At 57.2% G+C, this 19,924-nt stretch carries 14 protein-coding genes; 9 read left to right on the top strand and 5 right to left on the bottom strand.

Annotated features, from left to right (window positions below; genetic code table 11):
• Positions 1–247: 247 nt before the first annotated feature.
• The 5 genes from B4U49_RS11210 to B4U49_RS11230 form a co-directional block, all read right to left on the bottom strand.
• The gene (locus B4U49_RS11210; RefSeq protein WP_078084686.1) at positions 248–3,214 is read right to left on the bottom strand and encodes a TonB-dependent receptor plug domain-containing protein; all 2,967 of its coding nucleotides are present in this window, start codon (positions 3,212–3,214) and stop codon (positions 248–250) included.
• 284 nt (positions 3,215–3,498) lie between these two features.
• On the bottom strand, positions 3,499–6,279 hold the full coding sequence (locus tag B4U49_RS11215) for a TonB-dependent receptor plug domain-containing protein (protein ID WP_158078609.1): 2,781 nt from the start codon (positions 6,277–6,279) through the stop codon (positions 3,499–3,501).
• 455 nt (positions 6,280–6,734) lie between these two features.
• Positions 6,735–9,629, bottom strand: a complete 2,895-nt coding sequence (locus tag B4U49_RS11220) for a TonB-dependent receptor domain-containing protein (RefSeq protein WP_239692592.1) — start codon at positions 9,627–9,629, stop codon at positions 6,735–6,737.
• Between the two features lie 137 nt (positions 9,630–9,766).
• On the bottom strand, positions 9,767–10,837 hold the full coding sequence (locus tag B4U49_RS11225; protein WP_078084689.1) for a FecR family protein: 1,071 nt from the start codon (positions 10,835–10,837) through the stop codon (positions 9,767–9,769).
• Positions 10,838–11,325: 488 nt separating this feature from the next.
• Entirely contained in the window at positions 11,326–11,853 is a 528-nt protein-coding gene (locus tag B4U49_RS11230) for an RNA polymerase sigma factor (protein ID WP_078084690.1), read from the bottom strand.
• 279 nt (positions 11,854–12,132) lie between these two features.
• On the opposite strand from B4U49_RS11230, the gene dnaX reads away from it, so the two are divergent.
• From dnaX to B4U49_RS11275, 9 genes are all read left to right on the top strand, one after another.
• Positions 12,133–14,382 (top strand): DNA polymerase III subunit gamma/tau, encoded by a 2,250-nt coding sequence (gene dnaX / locus B4U49_RS11235; RefSeq protein ID WP_078084691.1) that lies wholly within the window; start codon positions 12,133–12,135, stop codon positions 14,380–14,382.
• A gap of 85 nt (positions 14,383–14,467) precedes the next feature.
• A complete protein-coding gene (locus B4U49_RS11240; protein ID WP_078084700.1) occupies positions 14,468–14,815 on the top strand; it encodes a YbaB/EbfC family nucleoid-associated protein in 348 nt (115 codons plus the stop codon).
• A gap of 75 nt (positions 14,816–14,890) precedes the next feature.
• Positions 14,891–15,511 carry a recombination mediator RecR gene (recR, locus tag B4U49_RS11245; RefSeq protein WP_078084692.1) on the top strand — a complete coding sequence of 207 codons (621 nt, stop codon included), beginning with the start codon at positions 14,891–14,893 and terminating at the stop codon, positions 15,509–15,511.
• A gap of 26 nt (positions 15,512–15,537) precedes the next feature.
• On the top strand, positions 15,538–16,668 hold the full coding sequence (rnd, locus tag B4U49_RS11250; RefSeq protein ID WP_239692593.1) for a ribonuclease D: 1,131 nt from the start codon (positions 15,538–15,540) through the stop codon (positions 16,666–16,668).
• A gap of 18 nt (positions 16,669–16,686) precedes the next feature.
• A complete protein-coding gene (locus tag B4U49_RS11255) occupies positions 16,687–16,977 on the top strand; it encodes a YcgL domain-containing protein (protein WP_078084694.1) in 291 nt (96 codons plus the stop codon).
• An 11-nt stretch (positions 16,978–16,988) separates the two neighbouring features.
• Positions 16,989–17,441: a YcgN family cysteine cluster protein gene (locus B4U49_RS11260; RefSeq protein ID WP_078084695.1), complete on the top strand. Its 453-nt coding sequence runs from the start codon at positions 16,989–16,991 to the stop codon at positions 17,439–17,441.
• 37 nt (positions 17,442–17,478) lie between these two features.
• Complete coding sequence (locus B4U49_RS11265; RefSeq protein ID WP_078084696.1) at positions 17,479–17,844, top strand: hypothetical protein; 366 nt, start codon at positions 17,479–17,481, stop codon at positions 17,842–17,844.
• Positions 17,845–18,141: 297 nt separating this feature from the next.
• Positions 18,142–18,822 carry a YEATS-associated helix-containing protein gene (locus B4U49_RS11270; RefSeq protein ID WP_078084697.1) on the top strand — a complete coding sequence of 227 codons (681 nt, stop codon included), beginning with the start codon at positions 18,142–18,144 and terminating at the stop codon, positions 18,820–18,822.
• A 172-nt stretch (positions 18,823–18,994) separates the two neighbouring features.
• On the top strand, positions 18,995–19,840 hold the full coding sequence (locus tag B4U49_RS11275) for an AAA family ATPase (RefSeq protein ID WP_078084698.1): 846 nt from the start codon (positions 18,995–18,997) through the stop codon (positions 19,838–19,840).
• The last annotated feature ends 84 nt before the right edge of the window (positions 19,841–19,924 follow it).

A 19,924-nucleotide genomic window follows, 5' to 3' on the forward strand; every position in this document is an offset into this window, starting at 1 on the left:
ACCCCCAAGTGGCCATTCCTTTCCCAACGAATAGATAACGGACCAAGTGTGAAACCCCTCCAAAAAAAATCACTTTTTTTCCTAAAAGGGGTAATGACAGGTACGTCCGCACCAATTTCGTGCAAAGTGGTTGAAAAATGGACTTTTTTGTGGTTGATGCGGCGGTAACACCGCCAAATTAAAAAGCCCCGCCAGATTGGCGGGGCTTGAATGGTTATTGCTGCTGTTTTTTTGACCAGAATTTCAGTTAGAACTTGTAGCTCACGCCAGCGGTCACATAGCGCCCCAGTACATCGTAGAGGCCAATAGCGGTGAATGAATTCACGGCGATCGGGGGCTCTTCGTCAAAAACGTTACGTACCGACAGGCTTGCCTTTAGGTTTTCGTTGAACTGGTAGCCCACGTAAGCGGTGTTCAGCCAGTAATCAGGTACCACCGGAATATCACGACTTTCCGGCGTGTCATCGTTGTCGACGTTAGCTTCGCCGATGTACTGGGCTTGCCAGCTGGCAGTGAGGTTGTCCAAGGTGTAAGTCAGGCTCAGCTGGCCTTGCCATTCCGAGAAGCCAATCTCACCAGCATCTACTTCGAGATCTTTACCGGTTACGGAGAACTGCTGCTCTTTGATGTGGAATGCTTTGGCGCTTACATCAAAGCCGCCAGGCACGTTCCAGTTACTCAGGTCGAAGTTGTAGCTCAAGTCAGACTGCACACCGCGGAAATTGTAGAAGCCCGCGTTACGGAACCCGGTGGTAAAGTCGTTGATCTGGAAGTTGCCACCTCGGCTGAAGTTGCCGCAGGCTGCATTGTTTGCGTCGCCGTCGTAACAAGCTTCCATCAGGATGGTCAGGGATAGTGATTCGATTGCATCTTCGATATCGATATTGACCCAGTCAACTGTCCACTCGAGGCCTTCTACGAAGCCCGGAGCCCATACAAAGCCATAGGTCGAGGCATCGGCTCGCTCGTTCAGGAGGTCCGGGTTGCCGCCGGTGTAACCTTGCTGGGAAGCGTTGGCGATATCGGACTGCCAGGAGTTGGGGTCGTAGTCAAAGCCTGCCGCAGCAGCCTCCGCCTGACAGTTAGCGAGTCGCTGCGCCGGGTTTTCACCTTGGCCCACATAGCGCTCGTCACATGGGTCATTAGCAAAAGAGAAGGTTTCAGAAATTGGCAGCAGTGCTTCGGTGACCGCTGGCGCGCGGATAGATTCGGTAACGTTACCGCGCAGGGTCACGGAGCCAACCACTGGAATGTCGAGCATCAGGCGGGTACCTACAGACCAGGTGTCATCCTTGCCAGCTTGAGAGTGATCCACATTTCGCCAGGCGCCCTCAACTTCCATGCCTGAAACCATGGGGATCCAGTCACTTGGGATCACCGGGATCAGGGTTTCCGCATAGAACTCCCTGGTGTCAAAGCCGCCGGATAGCGGAGAGAGGGCTGCGGAGCGGCCCAGGCCCTGTTCCATAAAGTCGTCGGGTTGGAAAGAGGAGGTCTCGTCGCGTATTTCGTACCCGAAAGCCATGGCCATCGGGCCCGCAGGCAGGTCGATAATGTCGCCCCCGAAGTTGAGGCTGATGACCTCTTGCTCCAGCTCGCCGTAGGTCCAGCCCTGCGTGGTCACATAATCGATAGCGGCCTCATCGGTCACGATGCCCATGATGTTCATGGGTACACAATCCGGATCGGAAGAAACACACACGATATTGCCGCTAGCGTCAGTGGTGACGTCGAGGGCTTTTTCGTAGTTTTCCTGAATAAGCTGGGTGCTGGCATAGGCAGACTCGGATTTGCCCTTGTTATATGAAATGTCCCAGGTCCAATCGCGATCCAGTAGATTCAGGTCACCCTTGATGCCCATGACATAGCGGAACATTTCGTTCTCTCCGCCAGTGCGGCCGCTCTGGGACAGGTCATTCATTCCTTTGTGGAGGTAGAAAGTGCCATCAGCCGGAACGCCGTTGGCCATCAGCAGGGCGCGGTCGTTGTCGTTCAGGTAGGGGTTGTTGATGGATATTGGCAGGGCCACCGAATCGCCACCAAACAGGCCCGATTGATAAAATGGTTGCGCATTGGGGTCGGCGGATTCGGCAGTGTAAAAGTTCAGCTCGCCGTAGGCCTGAATGCTGTCGCTGATATCGAAGTGGCCCATGCTATTGAACAGGTGCCGTTCGATCGGTGCACGAATGGAATCGTAGTCCTGCAGTAGCAGACCGTCACCGCCAACAAAGTTGATGATGTTGCCGGAGGGTTCGCCGATATTGATCTGGGTGAGGTGGCCATCTGCATCGAAGCCGATGGGGTTGCCGTTTTCATCGGCCATATTGAGGCCGAATGCGAACAGGGGAGGACCGCCGTCAATTGTCGGGATGCCTTCCTGGGTTACGATGGGAATGGAGCGACCTTTCGCGAAGAAGCGGTCAACAATGCCATCGTCTGGGCCGGTGCTATCTGGATTTTCAAAGAAATAATAGTAATCACGTGTGAACGGGCGATCGTTCATCAGTACCGCGTCGGCCTTGTTGTGCTCGTAGCTGGCAACGACGTTGCCGCGGTCTTCGGCGAAATTGGTGCCGAACGTAATTGAAGCTTTGTAGTCGCCTGCGTCATTTTCGCCGTGTGCGAAGCCGCCAGAAAACTCAGTTTCAACGCCTTCAAAATCGTCCTTCAGGATGACGTTAATCGTGCCGGCAATGGCATCGGAGCCATAAATAGGTGCGCCGCCGACAGATACGACTTCAACACGGTCTATCAGGGCGGTAGGCAGTGAGTTCAGGTCGACCTGCAGGCCACCTGTAGCGCCGAAAGCTGTAGGCGCATTGGCAGACACTACGCGGCGGCCATTTACCAGGGTCAGGGTACGCTGTGAGCCCAGACCGTAGAAGTCGGCAAATGCTTGGCCAACATTGTTGGGGTCGGATTCGGCGAGACTGGTACCGGAGGGGGCCATCATTGGTAGGCTGTTGAGGGCGTCAGCGACGTTGGTGAACCCGTTGGTGTCAAAGAAGTTTTTATCCAGCGTGCTAGCTGGCTGCATAGTGTCATAGCCGGCACGAGCAATGCGTGAGCCGGTTACATATACCTCTTCAATTAATTCGCTTTCTTCCTTTGTTGTGATTCCGGTCTCTTCTTGTGCGTATGCGGGAAACACCAGTGTCGCAGCTGTAAGTCCTAGGGCACCTTTAACTGCCATGGATAGGAGGTTTTTTTTCATTTGATTCCCTCTCTTTCTTTGATTTTAGATTTATTTTGATTTCGCCGGCTTGGCGCGATTGGGAAGAGCTTCCCGAGTGAAAATTTCATCCCAACAAATGTTTAACGTGCGACACTTTAATGTCCTCAAATAAACTTGCCCCGGTTTCAGTTTGGTGGTAAGGGGAGGTAGGATAGGTTTGTCAAAGTAGGCCGGTTTGACACTGCTGGCAGGCAGGGGAGTTTTTGGGGGGGAATAAAAAAGGCCCCGCCAGATCGGCGGGGCCCTGAGAGCGTCGCTAGGGATTAGAACTGCAGGGTTACACTGCCGTAGAAGAAGCGGCCTACAGTGTCGTAGCTTCTCATCAGAGTGTTCATGTCATCGTTGTTGGTGACATAAGGGGGCTGCTGGTTCCACACGTTGCGGATACCGCCTGTCAGCTTCACGTTCTCCCAGCGGAAGTAATTGAAGTTCACATCCTGGTACCAGGTGGTATCGATGTGCGTGGCCAGGTCAGTGGGTGATGGGTCGAAGTCGTCTACTTCGCCGAGCATGCGCACAGTGGTGAATGCACTCCAGCAGTCGTACTCATAGCCCACGGTGCCGTAGAACTTCCACTCGGGGAAAGCAACGATTGCAGTAGTTACCGGGTCTGCGCCGAAGTAGCCAGCCAGGTCTACAGTCGGGTCTTCCGAGCTACCGCGGTATTTCCACTCGTGCAGGTAAGTTGCAGAGAGGTTAACGCTGACTATACCCGGGCCAACATCCATGCTGTAGTCGAAACCGAGGTCGACACCGGAAGTCTCGAAGGTCGCCACGTTCTGGCTGTTCAGCAGTTGGCCGGCAATGGTCAGGTCAGATGCGCGGCGAGTGGGCGCGTCGGGCGACGGGCTGGTTCCCACTGCGGGGGCACCGGTGATCAGGTCGCACAGCGGAGAGCTGAAGTTGGGGCTCTCATAACATCCCTGCACGATGGTGTTGGTGGTGAGCGTACCAATGGCATCGTCGATACTGATGTCAAAGTAGTCCACAGTGAAGCCCATGTCATCAGTCCAGGACGGGGTCCAGACGATGCCGAGGGTCCAGCTTTCGGATTTCTCTGCTTCCAGGTCCGGGTTACCACCGAATAGGCCGGTAGCCTGAGTCGAGGCGATGGTGGTTCCTGGCGCAATACCGTCAGCCTGACAGTTGGCGACAATGTTGGCGTTTTCGCCGGCACTGTACTCGTTACAGGGATCCGCATAAGTCTCTGCAGAGACCGTTGAGGTCAGGTACAGATCGTCCAGGCCCGGTGCACGGAAACCTTCAGAGTAGGTGCCGCGGAAGCGAAGCTCTTCCAGGGGGGCATATTCGAGCACGACGCCGAATGTGGTGTCGTCACCGATGGTGCTGTAGTCCGAATAGCGGAAGGACGCTTCGAAGGCCAGGACTTGAGCCCATGGCTGGCCTTCCATGATGGGGACACGCACTTCGCCGTAGAACTCGTCGACGCTGTAGTTGCCGCCCCAGGCGTCGCCATTCACGAAGTAAATCTGGCCGATTTCCGCCGCGCCGTCAGGGATGATCTCGGTGCGTTCCGCCCGGTTTTCGTAACCGACGGCCCAAGCGGGGGCTTCGCCAGTCAGGGCCCATTCGCCAAAGTCACCCACCAGGTTGGCCTGGAAGCTGCGCAGGGAAGCGCGGTCAACAGGCGAGTTGGTAACCAGTGCATAGTTCTGCATGGCGGGGGTCAACGTGCCTACGGCAAAGGGGTTCCAAGCTGGCACGTTGTTCGAGTCCGCCAGCGCAGCGGCACATTCCGGGTCCGCTGCACAGGCAACGGGGTCGAGCAGATTCTGGAAGCGCACTGTATTACCGCGCCCGCGATCGATCTGAGAGTCCACCCAGCGGGAATAGTTGTACGACAGGTCCCAGGTCCACTCGTTACAGAATTCACCTTCGAGGCCGACTACACCGCGCCAGGTGTTCAGGTCCTGACTAAAGGCGCGTCCACCGGTTTCTTCCAGGCGGCGTCCAATATTGACTGGTTCATTAAGGGGGTTGTAGGGGTTGGTTACCGGTACTTCAGGTCCCCAGAATGTACCTTCTGCTGCGAGTAGCTGGTCCGAGCGGCGATTCACAAAGGAGAGTTCACTGAAGCCCCTGAATGTGGTCACGTCTTTCCAGTCATACAGCTCGTATGTACCGTAGCCATAAATTGAAGCTACCTCTTGCGGCGTCACCAGGTAGCTGGCCTGCGCGAAGTTGTATGCGTCGGATGCGGCATTGAAGGGACGAACCACGCCGGTGACAGGATCAACGATCAGCTGATCAGAACTGGATGCGGGGGAGAATCGCGCCGGAGTGGTGGTGGCGCTACCACCGCAAACGATATCCCCACCAATTTCCCGCAGGGGGCACTCAGAGAATCTGCGCTCACCCTGACCGATATCTTCGCGCTTGGTGTATTGCGCGTTTAGCATGACATGGCCTTTGTCATTGCCGGTACCAATGGTCATTGCTGCCAGGTATTCGTCCCCGTCGCCGTGGGTGGAAGCACCGTAGTCTGCGGTCAGCTCTGCACCCTCAAATCCTTTTTTGGTGATAATGTTGATGACGCCGGCGATGGCATCCGAACCGTAAATGGTTGACGCGCCGTCGCGCAGGATTTCCACGCGTTCGATAATGGAGGTGGGGATCGTATTCAGGTCAACTACACCGGTTGCGCCACCAGACGAGCTGAGGCGACGTCCATTCATGAGAATGAGCGTGCGCGATGAACCGAGACCACGTAGCGATACGGTGGAAAGGCCGCCGCTACCGTTGTTGACGGAAGAGCCCAGCTGGCCACCTGTCATGGATGGAATATTCTGGAGAAAGTCCTCCAGAGTTGTCTGGCCCGATTGCTCCAGTGCGGCAGCATCGAACACGCTGATGGGGGTGGCGCTATTGGCATCCGTCGCACGTTGAATGCGAGAACCGGTTACAACAATTTCCTCAACCTGCGCCTGTGCATCCTGAGCAATAGAAACGGTAGAAAAGCTGGATGTAACGGCGGCAGCTGCGATCGCGCCCTTGATTGCCCGAGAAAGACGGGTTTTGTCCATGGTATACCTCTCCTGATACCGGTGATGTTCGCCGAATTTGGCCGCGCCCTCTCTGACAACTGCATACATCTATCAACAAAGGCTTGCTATCAACCCTAGAACAATTTTTCTTCGTTCAAGTCATTTTGTGAATGAATTTGCGCCTTTGGTTCAATAGTGCCAATTGCGACGTCAAAAAAGGAGGTAAAGGCGAACAGCATGTGCGCTGCTTTTATTGCGGGGCGAGCATAGGGCGACATTGCGTATATCGCCGGGGGAGGAACTTCTGCGGTTTTTCATCGCAACAAACGGCATCGGGCGAAGTAACGGGTTAGCGCTCCACGGCACCCGTCCGAAAGCAGCCCGACAAATAAAATGTCCCTGTCTTTTAATAGATACGGAAGATCAGGAAACAGGATAGAGGGAAAAATTGAAAGATGTGAAATCAGTTGGCAGGGGTTGCTTCACGTATTGCTTTATATGTTGAAGCTAAACGTGGTGTACCAGTAGCGGCCGCTGAGATCGTAGGTGCGGGCATCGAAATTATCATTAAATGCGGAGGCCGCGAATGGAGGGGCTTCGTCGAGAAAGTTATCGACACCGACGGCGAAGCGGAATCCCGCGGGAATGTCATACGCCAACTGCACATCGTGGGTGGACCAGCTGTCAATATTGCGGGTGACGGACTGATTGTCGAGGGTGAAGTTTTCCTTCAAGCCGCTTACATAGTGAATCGTATATCCACCTTCCCAGCGTCCCCGCCTCCAATAAACGCCCGTATTGGCTTTCCGTTGGGGTAGGGAGCCAGCGCCGCCACTGGCGGAATCGGCAAAGGTGCCAGCGAGGTCCTCAACGGGGCTGCCGGGCGCTAGCTGATTCAGGTAGCTGTCCATATGGCTACTGTTCATCGACCAGCGAATAAGTCCTAATTCTTCAGATTGGTACTGGTAGCGCATGCTTGCGTCGACACCGCGGACTTCGCGGGCGCCGATATTCAGGCGGGTGGCGATAATGCGAGTGATGTCTCCCTGCGCATCACGCTGCACGCGATCGAGGAACAGGCCGCTCATGGCATTCTGGTTGATCAGGTACTGGGGGTTGGTGTCTATCACATCGTTCTGGCGAATATCGAACAAATCCAGGCTCGCCTGGAATCCGGTAAAGTCGCCCGGTGTCCACACAAGTCCGAATGATCGGTTGTCGGAAGTCTCGGGCTGCAGATCCGGGTTGCCGCCAAATTCGGTTAGGTACTGGATACGGGCCTGATCTGCGCGGCCGTTACAGCCGGGCAAAGTGTTGGCGTTACTGTTGGTGCAAGGGTCAAAAAGAAATTCCTGGCTTTGGCTTCCCTTTTGGTTCATGTCCACAAGAGTCGGAGCCTTGAAGCCAGTGGCGTAACTGGCGCGTACCAACAGGGACGGCCAGGGGCGCCAGCGCAGCGCCAGCTTGGGATTTGCAGTGTTGCCGAAGTCGCTGTAGTCGGAATAGCGCACCGCCCCGTCAAGCCAAAGAGAGTTGGCTTTCAGTGGGATGGAAATTTCCGCGAAGGCCTCGCCGATCATACGCTCGCCTTGTGCGGAGCCAGAGGCAACACCTCCGATCAGGGAAAGACCGTCAGCATCTGTTGAGGTGAAATCGATCGCCTCGCGACGCAACTCAACGCCCGCTGCGGCGAGAATATCCCCAGCTGCATATCGACCTAGCGGGCCGTTGGCCACATAGGTGAGTGAGTTCATGCGTGAGGCGCCGTTGACCTGGTTTATCCCGCGAATGAAGTCCAATTGCGCGCGATCGATACTTCCGGGGGCTCCCAGCATGTTCACCGGGACACAGTCAGTTCCTTCATTGCAGATTTCCGGTCCTTTCAGGCCCACGGACAACTTGTTCGGGTCGATCAGGTTGTTGAAGTCTTCTTCCGCTCGGGTGTAGTGGAGGGCTGCAGTGAGCTCCCATTGCCAGTCGTCCACCAACCCTTTTAGGCCAGTATTGAGGCGCCATGTGTCGGTGCCGTTGTACTGGATCCGCGGACCGAGCTCCAGCACCCGTTTGCGTACGTCGGTGATCTCCTCGCCAAACGGGTTGTAGATATTGTCGGCGGCGATACTCAGGTCGCCGTTATCGAAGCGGGTGAATACCGGCGTCGGCGCCATGGTATTTTCCGAACGCGTACGCACCACCATAATTTCCGCAAAGGCTTCAGCTGCTTCACTCAGGTTGTGATTGGCCGCTACATAGGCGGATTGTCTTTCCGATGGCACCAGGGCCGAGGTGTGTTCGCGGAAGTTGTACAGATCTTCGGGAGTCCACGACTTGTAACCATCTTCGGTACTGGTGATCACTCCATCGGATAGCCCGATAAATCCCTGCGGAGAGGCTGAAGACCTGAGGTCCGTGCCGCCGCGCGGACGGTTGTCTGCAGAGGCTGACAAACCGCGGTCACGGCTAAGGATTTCGCCCTGGCGATAATCCGCCAGGCTGAACATCAGGTGAGAGGTTTCGTTGCCTGCACCCCAGGTCAGGCTATAGGAATGCGTCTGCTGATCACCGCGCTCAGCCTGACCGTAGTAACTGTTAACTGAGAGGCCATCGAAATCCCGGCGCAGGATGATGTTGACCACCCCGGCGATTGCGTCGGATCCGTACACCGCAGAGGCGCCATCTTTCAGTACTTCGATGCGGTCTACTGCAGACAGGGGGATGGTGTTGAGATCCGCGGCTTCGCCACCGAACCCGTTATTGACGATTCGACGCCCATTGATCAGCACCAGGGTGTTACTTGCTGGCAATCCACGCAGCGTGACAGTGGCCGTGCCATTGCCACCATTGGTCACTGAGGTGCTGGTGGAATTACCGGAAACCGCCGGCAGGAATTTGAGCAGTTCGGAAACCGTCTGCGCCCCGGTAATCTCAAGCTCTGGCTGCGCCAGAACGTCAATAGGCGCGTAGCTGTCCAGTTTCAGGTGACGCAGGTGGCTACCGGTAAGGTTCTGGCCGGTTACGATCACTTCCTCGGCGGGAAGGAGCGGCGGGTCGGTGATTTCCTGCTCTGGTTCTTCACCGCGCGCAACAATAGCAATGGCGTTGGTGCCGGCGTGGGTGAATGTCAGCGGAGTCTTGTCCAGCAGCTGGTGAAGCGCCGGTGCGATACTGCCACCCGGGGTTTCCAGATATTGCTCAGGGACATACACGTGGGAAGCACTGGCTGCGTGCACAACAAGGGAGACTCGACACTCACGTCCGAGACTGATCAATGCGCGGGAAAGCGGGCCAGCTGGGAGCTTTACCCCGGATTTCGGGCAGGTGGCCGCAGCACTCTCCGAGAGTGCCAACAATCCAGTCAGTGACAGTGCTGCCCAGTGCCGGAGGTTCAAAAGCCTTTTATCCCACCCACGTGTCCGGCACGATCGGTGACCGGAATCCGCAGATTATTTCTGGTTAGTAGTGCGGTGACGGTGATCGCTTAGCTTTTGGCTAAAAAAAGAACGATCACCAAGGCGGGATTTATATCTCAGTTAGGCTTGGCTGACAAGAGAGTCAGGTTCGGATCGCTTTGATCCTGTGCCAAATCCAGGGCGGTGACGATGGCGGCGAGGGTAGTTTCAGGGTCCGCCAGCTCGAATGTGCCGGACAGCGGTTTGTCGCTGACGGCAGCGGAGGCCGCAGCCGGAACCTTGAGGTAGCGGTTGAGCTCTTCCAGGGCTTCGCTGAGTGGAGTCTCGTCAAACACCAGCTGACCGCGAGTCCAGTCCAGTGCTTCATCGGCGGAAGTGTGTCCGACATTGGACAGTCCGCTGCTGGATACACTTACCTTCTGGTTGCGAGTCAGTTTTACAGATTCTGGCTGTAGACCACTACCGACGCGGGCCTCGCTGACTGCAACGACACCACCGGTGACAGAGACGCGGGTGTTTTCCGGATTGCGTTCCACGTTGAACTGGGTGCCGAGTACGCGAATATTGGCGCTACCTGCCGCTACAGTGAACGGGCGGGAGGTCTGGCGGGCCACGTCAAAGTAGGCTTCGCCGCGCAGCAATTGGGTGCGCCGCTCGTCCCGGCTGAAATTGACGATCAGTTCGGAATTGGTGTTCAGTTTAACTTCGGAGCCGTCGGGCAGGGCCACGGTACGGGTTTCTCCTACAGCAGTGGTGTACATCTGCTGTTGAACGGGTGCCTGTTGCAACCACTGGTTGCCAATCCACAGGGCAATACCCAGGCAGGCGGCAACGGCGCTGCCACCCATCAACCATTGGGGCAGGTTCCAGCCGGTAGTATCGGAGTTGCTCGAGCGCGCTTTAGTATTGTTTGTGCGTACAGATTCACCGCCGCCGCGATGTTCGGCGCTGGGAACACTCTCGGGGTAGAGTTCGTCCAGGGGGAGGTGAGACAGGGCTCCCAGATCGCCCCAGAGCTCAGACATTTCGTCGAAAGCCTGGCGATTGGCAGAGGATTCGGACATCCATGCGGCAAAAGCGCGGCGATCAGCAGAGCTGATCGTGTCGGAACGCAGGCGCGCGATCCAGGCACATGCCTGATCAAGCCTGTCTTCCGCTGCTGCTTCTTGTACTTCCTGAGGGTTCACCGCACTAATACCTTGTTTTCCAATAACTGATCGAGCTGTGTGTCAGAGTTGTCATTCGGTTGGTAAATGTCTTAAGGCACTTACCAGCTCGTTTTTTGCCCGATCGCACCAACATGGTGCTACTTTATGGCACTCAAAACAACATCCCTGGTTTTGCTGTGCAATATTTGCGATAAATCGCTGCAAACTTTAGCACATATTCCCTGCGGGATCCGTATTTTCTTGATTGGATGCCGCTGTTCATTAGTAAGACGAATGATCGCCGCCCCCCCTCAAAGAAATTTAATATTTTTTGCTGCACAGCGGTGCACTCTCGGTGCTGGATGCGCCATGGTTGTTCAGTGGCACAAAATGCATTCATCGGCTCTCATACCAAGGGGGGCAAAGTGGCATCCGGAAGCATTGCTGCGTGGGAGAGGATTGCCGGTCAATCGAGTTCCGCCCGTCTGCGCCCGACTGCAGGCTTTATATATAGAAGGGAGTATGGACTATAAGTTTCCGACTTTTTTCCGACAGGCTTTCAGCGCCTGCAGAATGTACTTCTCCACACTGCTGACCGAGATATTCATCTCCCGGGCGATTTCGGAGTAAGACAGGCCGCGGCTGCGGTGTAGCAGGAATGCCTGGCGACACTTGAGGGGCAGACTGTCCATGGCGTCGTGGATGGCCTGCAGTTGTTGACGGGCAGCGAGAACCCGCTCAGGCGACTGGTGAAACGCGTGATCGTCATCGGTGGCGGTGGCACCTTCCGCTGGCAGCTGCTGGCTGACGTATTCGATATGCAGCTTACCGCGGCGCAGCTGATCCACTGCCAGGTTGTTGGCGATCTGGAACAGGTAGGCACGGGGGTTCTCGAGGTCTTTCTCGTCACTGAGCTTCTGCAGGCGCAGGTAGGCGTGCTGGGCAATGTCTTCGGCGTCTTCGGTGCTGCGCACGATGCGGGTGACAAACCGCACCAGTGCCTGGCCGTGATCGGCAAACAGCTTCTCCAGAAGTGTCTTCCGGGCTTTATTCATTAGTCAGCGGAATCCCCGTACAGCGCTCGTTGCATATGTTGTGTTTGTTATAAGGCGGGTGCCGAACAGTTATAACACAGCTGAATGGCAATCGACGAGTGGTCGTTTTGACACGATGAAATGACCAATCAGGTCGCCCCCTCCAGAAACCGCCGCGGGGGCGGTTGCACTGGCGGGTGTCTATTCCTGCGCGTTGATGCCGTTATAATGGCCCACTTTGCGAATGCCGGTGTCGGCATCCATCTATACAACCATGGCATCGAAAGGTGCGGAGAGCGAATGAGTTATCAAGTACTGGCGCGTAAATGGCGGCCGCGACTGTTTCGGGAGATGGTGGGCCAGGAGCACGTGCTTCAGGCGCTGATCAACGCCCTGGATAACAATCGCCTGCACCACGCTTACCTGTTTGCCGGTACCCGGGGGGTGGGCAAGACCACCATCGCACGGATTCTGGCCAAGTGCCTCAACTGTGAAACCGGTGTCAGCTCCGAGCCCTGCGGACAGTGCTCGGTGTGCACAGAGATTGCCGATGGCCGTTTCGTCGACCTGATCGAAGTGGATGCGGCCTCCCGCACCAAGGTGGAGGACACCCGCGAGCTACTGGAAAACGTGCAGTACGCGCCGACGAGAGGGCGCTACAAGGTGTACCTCATCGACGAGGTGCACATGCTTTCCAACAGCTCCTTCAATGCGCTGCTGAAGACCCTCGAAGAGCCTCCGCCCCACGTCAAGTTCCTGCTGGCCACCACTGACCCGCAAAAACTGCCGGTGACGGTGCTGTCTCGTTGCTTGCAGTTCAATCTGAAGAATATGAGTCCTGAGCGGGTGGTGGAACACCTGCGCTTCGTGCTGGAAAAAGAGCTGGTGCCATTTGAAGAGAGCGCGCTCTGGCACCTGGGGCGCGCCGCGGACGGCAGTATGCGGGACGCTATGAGCCTGACTGACCAGGCCATAGCCTTTGGCGGCGGCAAGATCAGTGAGGCGGAAGTCCGCGCGATGCTCGGCACCCTCGACAGCACCCTGGTGTGGAAGCTGATCCGTGCCCTGGCGGAAGAAAATCCGGCCGCATTGTTTGCCGCGGTGGAAGAGCTGTCCCAGCAGGCACCGGATTACAGCGCCGCACTGGCGGAGCTTGCGGCCATCCTGCACCGGATCGCTATTGCTCAGGTCTTGCCGGAAGCCATCGACAATGCGCTCGGCGATGCGGATATGTTGCGCCACCACGCTGCTTCCATGGCCGGCGAAAACGTGCAGCTGTTTTACCAGATGGCGTTGCTGGCACGGCGCGACCTGCCGCTGGCACCCGATCCCCGCGGCGGCTTTGAAATGGCGCTGCTGCGGATGCTCGCGTTCAAGCCCCAGGGCGTCGCACATATTCCGACCGCGAGTCTCGCCGGTGCTAACCAGACCGCATCGCAGGCCGCGAGCCATGATTCTGTACAACCAAGTGCTTCACCAGCAGCTTTGTCTTCCCCGCAAGAGGCGAATCAGCCGGTAGTTGCTGCCCCTGAGTCCGCAGCCGCGGCACCGCAACCGGCTGCCGCAAGTGAATCGGTAGTCGCGGACGATGCGCCGCCCTGGTCGGAAGATCCCGCGCCGCACGCGCAGGCTCAATCCCCGCAGCACGCTGTACCGGCACAGGAGCCTCAGCAGGAAGCCCCTGAAAAAAAGCCCCGCACTGAATCGGAACCACAGAACCCTGTGGCAGAGCCCGCAATGCGGGATGAAGAGCCTTTCGCGCGGGTAGTGGAGCCATCAGCGTCAATCGAAGAGCCATCAGCGCTTATCGAAGCCCCATCAGCGCCTGTGGATGCCCCATCAGCGCAGGTTGGGCCGTCTTCTGCCGAGGCGCTACAACCGGCCGCAAATAATTTTGCGACCGAGGCTCCACAGACAGCACCCGCTCAGGATTATTCAGTCGACCCGGTTCCTGCCGAGCCCGTGCCGCAGCAGCCTTCCCAGCCTGCGGGCACTGTGGCTACCGATGAGCGCGCAGCATTGCGCGAGCAACTGCGTCAACAGGTAGCGCAGGTTGAATCAGCACCGGTAAACGCGTTTGAGACCGAGCCCGCTCCCCGGGCAGCGGAGGCGCCACAACCGGTGGTTGAGGAGACTTCACCGGCACCGGCGGCGCGCCTCGATGCGCTGTCACCCGGCAGCTGGCCGGCGATGTATCCACAGGTCGGTGTGAGCGGTATCCTGCACTCCATTGCCTCGAACCTGGAGTTACTGGGGCGGCAGGACAATATACTGTCCTTTACCCTCGACCAGTCCTCCAGCAGCCTGTACGACGAGGGCCACCAGCGACGCCTGGCGGACGTGCTGGGAGATTTCTTCGGGCAGCCAGTGACCGTACATATCCAGGTGGGAGAAGTGCATGGCGGCACGCCCGCGCGACTGATCGCCGCCACCCGGGAGGCGCAGTTGCTGTCCGCGCGCGACGCGCTGAACAAAGATCCACTGGTCCAGGAACTGCAGTCTGAACTGGGCGCGCAGCTAGTGCCCGATTCAGTGGAATATCGGGGCTAGCCGGCGGAATACCAGGGTGAGGCGCGCGCGCCGCGTCCACTGCAGAAACCAGATTTAACGCATTGATTGAATGGTGAACTCCATGATGAAAGGTATGGGCGATTTGATGCAGCAGGCCCAGAAAATGCAGGCCGACATGCAGGAACGCATGGAAAAAATGCAGAAAGAATTGACCGAGCTGCGGGTAACCGGTGAATCCGGCGCGGGGATGATCAAGGTCACCATGAATGGCCGTCACGATGTGGTGGATGTGAATATTGACCAGAGCCTGCTCGGTGAAGACAAGGAAATGCTGGAAGACCTGCTCGCCGCTGCGGTGAACGATACGGTACGCCGCGTGGAAGAGGCCGCGCAGAAGCTGCAGAAAGAGCAGATGGGGGGCCTCGCAGCGGGGATGAACCTGCCCGAAGGATTCAAGTTTCCGTTCGGTTGATAGATCGCCAGCCCTTTTAAATTTCGGGGCCCGGTACGGGCCCTTTTCTTTTTCTGAAATCGTCGAACACACACTATGTTCAGCCCCCTGATTGAAGACCTGATTCGCGCGTTGCGCTGCCTGCCCGGTGTCGGCCCCAAGTCCGCCCAGCGCATGGCGATGTACCTGCTGGAAAAAGACCGCGATGCCGCCGGCCTGCTGGCCAGCTCGCTGCAGCAGGCGGTGGAAAAGGTCGGCCGCTGCACCCGCTGCCGCACGCTGACCGAGCAGGAAATCTGCGCGCTGTGTAATAACTCCCGCCGCGATCACGCGCTGTTATGCGTTGTGGAAACGCCGGCTGATGTTCTCGCCATTGAGCAGGCGGGCAATTATCACGGCCTCTATTTCGTGTTGCACGGCCATCTTTCACCAATTGACGGCGTGGGTCCTGCGGATATCGGTCTGGATGTGCTGGGAGAGCGTTTGGGCGAGCGTCAGCAGGGCGACGAGCAGGAAGGCAGCGCCATTAAAGAGCTGATTATTGCCACTAACCCCACCGTGGAGGGTGAGGCCACCGCGCAGTTTATTGCCGAGCGGGCGCGCGCCAAGGGCATTGCGGTAAGTCGTATTGCCCACGGTGTACCCATCGGCGGTGAGCTGGAATACATCGACGGCGGCACACTCGCGCACGCCTTTAACAGTCGTACGGTGCTGTAATGGTAGAGCAGAGCAAAAATCCGCAGGTGCAAGATAAAAGCCTGGTGGATACCACCCCGGTGTGGATCGATAGCTCCGCTGAGCTGGCTGAACTCTGTGAGCGCCTGCGCTCCCAGGGAGCAGTGGCCTTGGACACGGAATTTATGCGCAGCCGGACTTTCTATCCGCTGCCCGCACTGGTGCAGCTGGGTGATGGCAAGCGCTGCTACCTGATCGACAACCTGGCAATCGAAGATCTCGAGCCGCTGCGGGCACTGCTGGTAGATACCCGCGTGGTGAAAATCATGCATAGCTGCAGCGAAGACCTGGAAACCCTGGACCGCCTGTTGGGCGTCGTTCCGGAACCAATTTTTGACACCCAGATTGCCGCCGCTATCACCGGAATGCGCTCAGGGCTGGGTTACGCCGCCACGGTAAGTGCCCTGCTGCAAATCGATCTGCCGAAAAGCGAGACCCGCTCCGACTGGCTGCAGCGACCGCTCAGCGAGTCCCAGAAAAACTACGCTGCACTGGACGTGGCCTGGCTGCCACTGGTGTATGCCCTGTTGTTGAAAAAACTGCGTGAGCAGGATCGCCTGGATTGGTTGCGGGAAGACTGCAGCGCGCTGATCGAGGCGGCGCGCAATCCGGAACCTTTCGATCAGTACTATCGCAAGGTGAAAGGAGCCTGGCGCCTGAACTCAGACCAGCTCGCGGTATTGCAGGACCTGTGTGCCTGGCGCGAGCGCGAGGCCCGCGCGCGCAATATGCCGCGCAATCACTTGTTGAAAGAAAATGTCTGTATGAGCCTCGCCCAGGCCATGCCCAAATACCTCGCCACCCTGTCACAGCCGGGGCTGGAGGGGAAAACCCTGCGCAAATACGGCGAAACCCTGCTGCAGATCATTACTGCAGCGGGTGGGCGCGAAGACAAGCCGCCGCGCTTGCCGCAACCTCTCAACCGCGCGCAGGGTGAGGTTCTTAAATTGTTGCGCGAGGACGTCAACGCACTGGCGGAGGCTGCGAACCTGCCGCCGGAAATCCTTGTGCGGAAAAAAGAGTTGGAAACGCTGGTGCAGTCGGGTACGCCCGAATTGGAAGGTCGACTGTGTGGCTGGCGTCGCCAGGTGGTGGGTGAGCCCCTAATCAAAGCACTGAATACCCTGAATAAGGCCTGATGGCCCGAGTGATGCCCCATGAAAGTCTTGTGTGATATTTACCGCAGTCCGCGAGAACAAGAGATGTACCTGTACGTGGAAAAGCGCGAGGGCCTGTCCCGGGTACCGGAAAAATTGCAGGAATTGTTTGGCAAGCCGGTGCATGTCACCACCATGCTGCTAACGGTTGAACGCAAACTCGCGCGCGCGGATGTGGAAAAGGTCATGCACGCGGTGCAGGATCAGGGCTACTATCTGCAGATGCCGCCGGTGGCTGACGATGAAATGCGGGCAATAGCCGCGCAGAACAGCAAGCTGCCCCGCGGCTGAGTCGTGATTTAATGGTTAGCCAACGGCCTTTCTGGCAGCGTAAAACCCTTGCGGAAATGACCGAGGCCGAGTGGGAGTCTCTCTGCGATGGTTGTGGCCGCTGCTGTCTGCATCGCCTGGAAGACGAGGACACCGGTGAGGTCCACACCACCTGTGTTTCCTGCAAATTGCTGGATACGCACAGTTGCCGATGCAGCGACTATCCGCACCGCAAGGAGAAGGTGCCAGACTGTATCCAGCTGACACCGCAAGATGCTGCAGGGTTTACCTGGCTACCCCGCACCTGTGCCTATCGCATTCTGGCGGAGGGTGGCCAGTTGCCCGCATGGCATCCGCTGGTGTCCGGCGATCCGGACTCGGTGCACAAGGCCGGTATTTCCGTGCAGGACAAGGTGATCAGCGAAACGGAAGTACAGCCTGATGATTTTGAGGATCACATCGTCATCTGGGTGGGCGACGAATAAACACATCCGATAACAGTAAAACAAAAGCGAAGTAAAAATGGCAGAAGAATTCAAATTAGCCTGGGCAATATATGCCGGCGGCGTGGTGGTCCTGTTGGCCGCAGGCTTCTGGTTTATGCGCAACTGGAGCTGGTCGTGGGTGCGCAACCTGCTGCTGTTGGAAGCAGCTACCGTGTTGCTGGTTCCCGCCCGAGGCACCTCGCCTGAGGGCCCGCTGACACCGGTACTGCCATTGTTTGTGTACCAGACCGTGTTTGAGGAAGAGGGCGCCACCCCAGAAGTGGCGGCCAGCCTGGTATTCGCGGCTGGCGGTGCGTTGTCGGTGATGTTGATCGTAGGGATCATCATGCTGATTGTGCGCCGCCGTAAAGATCGCCCCATGACAGAGAGTGACCAGTTCTAAGGGTTTATACCCGTGATACCGCGCCAGTAACCCGCTCCGGCGGTAACTGGCGCCTATTCCTTTCCCTGCCGCGTTCTGCGGCCGCGCATTTTCCCGCAAACTGCTATATCTATTAGAGCCCGCCACAATCCCTTCCAGTTCTGGGGCCGCGGATTGCGCGGCGCTGAATGGCTTCAGCCTGGGCCGGGAGTCATCTATCAAAAACGGCCGGGAAGCCGTAAGAACAACGGACATAACACAAAGTGCCTGAGAAGTGCCTGAAGTGGCGTTTACTGTGCATGGGATAAAGGGACAGGGATGCTCGATCACCTGCTAATACTGACCGCCGTCATGCTGGTCTCCGGTATTCTCGGTGGCCTGGTCAACTACTACCAGATGCTGTTTACCGAAGAAGATCCCGCTGGTCTGGCCCGCTGCCTGATCATGGGGCTGTGCGGCGCGCTGATGGTCCCCATCTTCCTCAAGTTCACCCAGAGCGACCTGTTGATCGAAATACAGGGCGACCCGTCGCGTTTGCTGATTTTTACCGGCTATTGCCTGCTTGCAGCCATTGCCTCGCGTATGTTCGTGTTCAATGCGGCTCGCCGCCAGCTGCGGGATGCCAGTATCGCCCGCGCGCGCGTGGAGAATCTGGAGCAGGAAATCCGTGCGATGCAGCTGGAGATGATGCCGCTGCTGGAGCACGAGATTGAAGGGGACCCTGACCAGGGGCCAACCCTGGATTTCAACCAGATTCGCAAGCTGGATGACAATGCCCTGCATGTATTGAGCCTGCTCAACAATGGCGATTGTGTATTCCGCTCCCTCGCCGGCATGGTGCAGGAGGGCAACATGGAAACCAACTCCGTGGCGCGCGCGCTCAACAGCCTGCTAGTGCTGGAGATGGTGGGGAAAATCCACAGTCATCTGGGTATCCGCTGGTACATCACCGACAAGGGGCGTCAGGTTGTGCGTCGCCGTCGCGCGCAGGTGGCTTGATCGTCGCACCTTTCCTTCTTTATTGGCGGTTTATGACTGTCGATTCAATACTGGTCGCATTCTGTCCGGATGCGGCCGCTGCCGTCATTTAATCTGACCGAATCTGCCTTTGGGGCCAACTTCCCGATCCTTTACCATGAATGCTTTTCGAGCACAGGAATTCGGAGCGGCCATGAAATTCACCGGAACCGACAGTTACGTTGCCACGGATGATCTGCAGATGGCAGTGGACGCGGCAGTCACGCTGCAACGCCCGCTATTGATCAAGGGGGAGCCGGGCACCGGCAAGACGCTGTTGGCGGAAGAGGTGGCCAGCAGTCTCGGCCTGAAGTTGATTCAGTGGCATATCAAGTCCACCACCAAAGCCCAGCAGGGATTGTACGAATACGATGCGGTATCGCGCCTGCGGGATTCCCAGCTGGGGGTGGATCGGGTCCACGATATCGGTAACTACATCAAGAAGGGCAAGCTGTGGGAGGCCTTTGAGGCCGACGAGCGGGTCGTGTTGCTGATCGATGAGATAGACAAGGCGGATATCGAATTCCCCAATGACCTGCTGGTGGAAATCGACCGTATGCAGTTTTATGTGTACGAAACCGGTGAAACCATCACCGCGAAACAGCGCCCGATTGTGATCATTACCTCCAACAATGAAAAAGAGCTGCCGGATGCGTTTTTACGCCGCTGTTTTTTCCATTACATCAGCTTCCCGGATCGCGCGACCATGCACAAAATTGTGGATGTGCACTACCCGGATATCAAAAATACGCTGGTTGCCGAGGCGATGGATATATTCTTCCAGATCCGCGATGTGCCGGGCCTGAAAAAGAAACCGTCTACTTCCGAGCTGATTGACTGGCTCAAACTGCTGATGGCCGATGATATCTCCGAGGAAGTATTGAAGAATCGCGATACCACCTCGGCCATACCGCCGCTGTACGGTGCGCTGCTCAAAAACGAGCAGGATGTGCATATGCTGGAACGACTGGCATTTATGGCGCGTCGAGAAAACCGCTGATGTAGTTTATTTTGTGGCGGCAACGCTACCGGCTGAACCTTTGCGAAACACGAGCTAGGCGCCCCCCCGTTAACCCATCCATGG

The organism is Microbulbifer mangrovi (assembly GCF_002009015.1).
In the GTDB taxonomy this organism is placed as follows: Bacteria; Pseudomonadota; Gammaproteobacteria; order Pseudomonadales; family Cellvibrionaceae; genus Microbulbifer; species Microbulbifer mangrovi.

Coding starts and splice junctions, on each gene's coding strand:
- dnaX (WP_078084691.1), top strand. CDS start 12,133: ATGAGTTATCAAGTACTGGCGCGTAAATGGCGGCCGCGACTGTTTCGG.
- B4U49_RS11275 (WP_078084698.1), top strand. CDS start 18,995: ATGAAATTCACCGGAACCGACAGTTACGTTGCCACGGATGATCTGCAG.
- B4U49_RS11230 (WP_078084690.1), bottom strand. CDS start 11,853: ATGAATAAAGCCCGGAAGACACTTCTGGAGAAGCTGTTTGCCGATCAC.
- B4U49_RS11270 (WP_078084697.1), top strand. CDS start 18,142: ATGCTCGATCACCTGCTAATACTGACCGCCGTCATGCTGGTCTCCGGT.
- B4U49_RS11265 (WP_078084696.1), top strand. CDS start 17,479: ATGGCAGAAGAATTCAAATTAGCCTGGGCAATATATGCCGGCGGCGTG.
- recR (WP_078084692.1), top strand. CDS start 14,891: ATGTTCAGCCCCCTGATTGAAGACCTGATTCGCGCGTTGCGCTGCCTG.
- B4U49_RS11215 (WP_158078609.1), bottom strand. CDS start 6,279: ATGGACAAAACCCGTCTTTCTCGGGCAATCAAGGGCGCGATCGCAGCT.
- B4U49_RS11210 (WP_078084686.1), bottom strand. CDS start 3,214: ATGAAAAAAAACCTCCTATCCATGGCAGTTAAAGGTGCCCTAGGACTT.
- B4U49_RS11240 (WP_078084700.1), top strand. CDS start 14,468: ATGAAAGGTATGGGCGATTTGATGCAGCAGGCCCAGAAAATGCAGGCC.
- B4U49_RS11255 (WP_078084694.1), top strand. CDS start 16,687: ATGAAAGTCTTGTGTGATATTTACCGCAGTCCGCGAGAACAAGAGATG.
- B4U49_RS11260 (WP_078084695.1), top strand. CDS start 16,989: ATGGTTAGCCAACGGCCTTTCTGGCAGCGTAAAACCCTTGCGGAAATG.